This window comes from Microbacterium sp. (assembly GCF_041641055.1).
Lineage (GTDB): Bacteria > Actinomycetota > Actinomycetes > Actinomycetales > Microbacteriaceae > Microbacterium.
In genome coordinates, this window is the sequence record NZ_JBEPZB010000059.1 from 1 (window position 1) to 5,099 (window position 5,099).

Here is a 5,099-nt window from a genome sequence, read left to right on the forward strand (position 1 = left end):
GCGCCTAAACTGTTAGCGATGCTTCAGCGCGGTCAGCGCTCATCACAACAATCCGATTCTACAGGTTCCGCCTGAAGACAGGGCCGCTCGCCGTGTCCGGCGCGGTTCGGAGAGACTTATGCCCGACACCACGATCTCCTCCCCCACGACCGCACCCGCCACGGGAGCCCACGCGGCCCTGTGGGGACGCGCGCTGCGGGTCTTCGCCTGGCTGTCGTTCCTGGCGCAGACGATCATCATCGGCACCGGCGGAGCGGTGCGTCTGACCGGGTCGGGACTCGGATGCTCGGAGTGGCCGCTGTGCACGCCCGAGTCGCTCGTGCCGATCTATGCCGATCAGGGAATCCACGGGATCATCGAGTTCGGCAACCGCGTGATGACGGGCGTCGTCGGCGTGATCGCCCTCGCCGTGCTGCTGCTCGTGCTGTCGAGGACAGCTGGGCGGCGGTCCGTGTTCTCCGCCCTGTGGTTCGCCCTCTCCGGCATCGCGGCCGCCGTGGTCGTCTTCATCTTCGCGCTCCTCCTCGATGTGCCGGCCACGCCGTTCGCGATGGGCGCGCTCCTGATCGCGGTGATCGCCGCCATGGTCCGCTCGATCCGGCTGACCCCCGATCGCCGCGACCTGGTGGTCCTCGCCTGGATCGTCCTGCTCGGAGTCGTCGCGCAGGCGCTCGTCGGCGGGATCACCGTGCTCACCGGCCTCAACCCCTTCATCGTGGGGTTCCACTACGTGTCCTCCCTGCTGCTGGTGTGCGTGACGGCCGCGTTCCTGGTGCGGCTCTATGCAGCACCCGGTCCGCGCGTCAGCGCCGTGCCGAAGTGGTTCGCGATCCTCAGTCACGTCACGGGTCTCGCGCTGGCCGTGACGATCGTGTTCGGCGTGCTGACCACCGGCTCCGGCCCGCACTCGGGTGACGCCGACGTCCTCCGTCACGGGTTCGATGCCACAGTGCTCGCACACGTGCACTCGTGGCCGGGCTACATCCTCGCCGCCCTGGTCGCCGCGCTGACCGTCGCCGCCTGGGTGCTGCGCCTCGAGCCGCGCCGCTGGCTGCTGGTGCTCGTGCTCGCGATCCTCGTGCAGGTCGGCGTCGGCGTGTGGCAGGCCCGCGAAGGGCTTCCGCCGCTGCTCGTCGGCATCCACATGGTGCTCGCCTCGCTCTCGGCGGCGGCGTACACCGTCGTGGTGCTGCACCTGAAGAAGCCGGTCGCCTCGGAGGCCTGACCCTCGGCATCGGTCCCGATCTGCACGCCTCCCCCCGGTCTGCACAGGAATCCGGACGAACAGTCCGCAGATCGGGGCGCCGTGTGCGGTTCGGGACACGGCTCGTCCCAGGAACGGGATCCGACCGGCACAGTGGATGCATAGCCGGGACATCAGAAGCGCATCAGTTCGTCGTGCAGCGTGGCGGACATGAACAAGTCACTCACACGCAGCATCGGCTTCTGGCTCCTCCTCATCCTCTCGCTCGCCTCGGCGGGCGTCGGCGGTTGGATCATCGCCGGCCAGCTCGGCACGATGACGAGCACGCTGCTGGACGGCACCGCCACCGGCATCGAGGTCTACGTCGGGCAGTCGCTCGTCGTGGTCGGCGCCGCACTCCTGGGCGCCGGAGTCATCGGCATCCTGATCGCCGTCGCTCTGAGCGCGGCGCAGGCTCTGGTCCCGTCGGCGACGCCCGTCGTGGCCGAGCCGATCGACTGGGCCGCCGGGTCACCCGAGTCGGATGAGAGCGCGATCGCCGCGGAGGCGACGGCCCTCGACACGCCCGACGAGACGACGGATGCCGACGCCGACGCAGACGAGACTCAGAACGGAAGCAGCGGGTCGATCGCGACCGCGACGAAGATCAACGTCAAGTAGGTGATCGAGGCGTGGAAGACCCTCATCGGCCGCGCCTCGTTCCCCCGCACCGCCTGGTTGTACAGACGGTGCGACTCGTAGATGAACCATCCGCCGAACACCGCGGCGGAGACGCCGTAGACGAGGCCCATGTTCGCGATCGGGATCAGCAGCAGCGAGCAGGCGACGGTCGCCCAGGCATAGAGGATGACCTGGAGGCCGACCTGCGAGGCGTTGCGGGTCACGCCGAGCATGGGCACGTCGACGTCGTCGTAGTCGTCCTTGTACTTCATCGAGAGCGGCCAGTAGTGCGGCGGCGTCCAGAGGAAGATCAGCGCGAACAGGATGAATGCGGGCCAGTCGAGCGATTCGGTGACGGCCGCCCAGCCGATGAGCACGGGGAAGCATCCTGCGATGCCGCCCCAGATGATGTTCTGCTCGGTGCGGCGCTTGAGGATCATCGTGTAGATCACGACGTAGAAGAAGATGGCGGTCGCCGACAGCGTCGCCGCGAGCCAGTTCGTCGTGAACCACAGCCACACCGTGGACAGCACGGCGAGCGTCCACGAGAAGATCAGCGCCCCTCGGGGGGTGATCTCGCCCGTCACGAGAGGACGGTTCTCGGTGCGATGCATGTGCGCGTCGATGTCCCGATCGAGGTACATGTTGAACGCGGCGGCGGACCCCGCGCTCAGCGAGCCGCCGATCACGGTGGCCAGCACGAGCCACAGGTCGGGAAGACCGCCCTGTGCGAGGAACATCACCGGGACGGTCGACACCAGCAGGAGTTCGAGGACGCGCGGCTTGGTGAGGGCGACGTACGCCTTCACGGTACGACCGATGGACTTCTTCACAACGGTCTGATCAGACATCGTCGAGATCTCGATCCCCTCCTCCACACGCGTCACGACAGCTTTTCCAGTCTAAGGCACCGGCGACGACCGGCTTGCCCTCGCCGGATCGACGTCCGCGGATGCCGCGCCGTTCGCGACGCGCCCGGGCATCGCGGAACCGAGTTCCGCACACGTCGATCCGCAGTCCCGACACCCTCGGAAACCACTCGCGCCAGCGTGGAATTACCTGACGTCGGAGGCGTTGTAAAGAGGGGTAATGGGTCAGACCTCGGCGCTATGCTGAAATGACTCGCGCGCCCGGCGCACAGACCCCTCCGTACCGTTGCGGACTGCGATCATGCACTCCGGGCGCTCTCGAACAGTTGCAGAAGGGCTTCACAGTGTCGGAATTGCAGTGGGATGAGATCGACCGGCGTGCGGTGGACACCGCGCGCCTTCTGGCTGCGGATGCCGTGGAGAAGGTCGGCAACGGCCACCCCGGTACCGCGATGAGCCTGGCGCCGGCCGCGTATCTCCTCTACCAGCGGGTGCTGCGTCACGACCCGACCGACACCGACTGGCTCGGTCGCGACCGCTTCATCCTCTCGGTCGGGCACTCCTCCCTCACGCAGTACGTGCAGCTCTACCTCGGCGGCTTCGGCCTCGAGCTCGACGATCTCAAGGCGCTTCGCACCTGGGGCTCGCTCACCCCGGGGCACCCCGAGTACGGACACACCAAGGGCGTCGAGATCACCACCGGCCCGCTGGGCCAGGGACTCGCTTCCGCTGTCGGCTTCGCGTACGCCGCCCGCTACGAGCGCGGCCTCTTCGACCCCGAGGCCGAGGCGGGCACCAGCCCGTTCGACCACTTCGTCTACGTGATCGCCGGTGACGGCGACCTCCAGGAGGGCGTCACCAGCGAGGCTTCGTCGCTCGCGGGCCACCAGGAGCTCGGCAACCTGATCGCGATCTACGACTCGAACCAGATCTCGATCGAGGACGACACGAACGTCGCCTTCACCGAGGATGTCGCGAAGCGCTACGAGGCCTACGGCTGGCAGGTGCAGGTCGTCGACTGGAAGAAGACCGGCGAGTACGTCGAGGACGTCGCCGAGCTGCACGCGGCGATCGAGGCCGCGAAGGGTGAGACCTCGAAGCCGTCGCTCATCATCCTGAAGACGATCATCGGCTGGCCGTCGCCCGGCAAGCAGAACTCCGGCAAGATCCACGGCTCCGCGCTCGGTGGCGACGAGCTCGCCGCGACGAAGAAGGTCCTCGGCTTCGACCCCGAGGAGCACTTCGCCATCGCCGACGACGTGATCGCCCACACGCGTGGCCTCGCGGATCGCGCCGCTGAGACCCGCGCCGCCTGGCAGACCTCGTTCGACGCGTGGGCTGCGGCCAACCCTGAGCGCAAGGCGCTTCTCGACCGTCTCGAAGCGAAGGAGCTGCCGGCCGACATCACCTCGGCGCTCCCGGTCTTCGAGGGTGGCAAGGACGTCTCGACCCGCGCGGCCTCCGGCCAGGTCATCAACGCCCTCGCCGCCGAGCTCCCCGAGCTCTGGGGCGGATCGGCCGACCTCGCCGAGTCGAACCTCACCACGATCAAGGACTCGAAGTCCTTCATCCCCGCCGAGTGGTCCACCCACGAGTGGTCGGGCGACCCCTACGGTCGCGTGCTGCACTTCGGCATCCGCGAGCACGCCATGGGCGCCATCGTCAACGGCATCGTGCTGCACGGCCCGACCCGTGCGTTCGGCGGCACGTTCCTCATCTTCAGCGACTACATGCGCCCGCCGGTCCGTCTGGCCGCGCTCATGAACGTGCCCAGCATCTTCGTCTGGACCCACGACTCCGTCGCCCTCGGCGAGGACGGCCCGACCCACCAGCCGGTCGAGCAGATCGCCACGCTCCGCGCCATCCCGAACTTCACCCTGGTGCGCCCCGCCGACGCCAACGAGACCTCGGCCGCCTGGCTCGAGATCCTCCGCCGCCACGAGGGCCCCGCGGGCATCGCCCTGACCCGTCAGAACATCCCGGTGTTCGAGCGCGGCCAGGGTGCAGCCGAGGGCGATGTCTTCGCCTCGACCGACGGCGTCTCGAAGGGCGCGTACGTGCTCGCCGAGGCCCCGAACGGCACCCCCGACGTGATCATCATCGCGACCGGGTCCGAGGTCCAGCTCGCGGTCAACGCCCGTGCGGCCCTGGCCGAAGAGGGCGTGGGCGTCCGCGTCGTCTCCGCTCCCTCGCTGGAGTGGTTCGACGAGCAGGATGAGGCGTACCGCGAGTCGGTGCTTCCGAAGGCCGTCACCGCCCGCGTCTCGGTCGAGGCCGGCTCCGTCCTCAGCTGGCGCGGCATCGTGGGCGACCGCGGCCGTTCGGTCGGCATCGACCACTTCGGCGCCTCCGCCGACTACAAGACC

General features: G+C 68.4%; 4 protein-coding genes. 3 read left to right on the plus strand and 1 reads right to left on the minus strand.

Going from position 1 to position 5,099, the window contains the following annotated elements; translation table 11 throughout:
- Positions 1-118: 118 nt before the first annotated feature.
- Both ACESK8_RS17830 and ACESK8_RS17835 read left to right on the plus strand, forming a co-directional pair.
- A complete protein-coding gene (locus ACESK8_RS17830; protein WP_372969828.1) occupies positions 119-1,225 on the plus strand; it encodes a heme A synthase in 1,107 nt (368 codons plus the stop codon).
- 189 nt (positions 1,226-1,414) lie between these two features.
- Positions 1,415-1,864 carry a hypothetical protein gene (locus tag ACESK8_RS17835; protein ID WP_372969829.1) on the plus strand — a complete coding sequence of 150 codons (450 nt, stop codon included), beginning with the start codon at positions 1,415-1,417 and terminating at the stop codon, positions 1,862-1,864.
- Here the strand turns inward: ACESK8_RS17835 and ACESK8_RS17840 are convergent.
- On the minus strand, positions 1,810-2,715 hold the full coding sequence (locus ACESK8_RS17840; protein WP_372969831.1) for a heme o synthase: 906 nt from the start codon (positions 2,713-2,715) through the stop codon (positions 1,810-1,812). The two genes, ACESK8_RS17835 and ACESK8_RS17840, sit on opposite strands and share 55 nt — an antisense overlap.
- A gap of 362 nt (positions 2,716-3,077) precedes the next feature.
- Between ACESK8_RS17840 and tkt the strand changes: the two genes are divergently transcribed.
- The coding region (gene tkt / locus ACESK8_RS17845; RefSeq protein ID WP_372969830.1) for a transketolase at positions 3,078-5,099 on the plus strand (2,022 nt) is incomplete at its 3' end.

Coding starts and splice junctions, on each gene's coding strand:
- ACESK8_RS17835 (WP_372969829.1), top strand. CDS start 1,415: ATGAACAAGTCACTCACACGCAGCATCGGCTTCTGGCTCCTCCTCATC.
- ACESK8_RS17830 (WP_372969828.1), top strand. CDS start 119: ATGCCCGACACCACGATCTCCTCCCCCACGACCGCACCCGCCACGGGA.
- ACESK8_RS17840 (WP_372969831.1), bottom strand. CDS start 2,715: ATGTCTGATCAGACCGTTGTGAAGAAGTCCATCGGTCGTACCGTGAAG.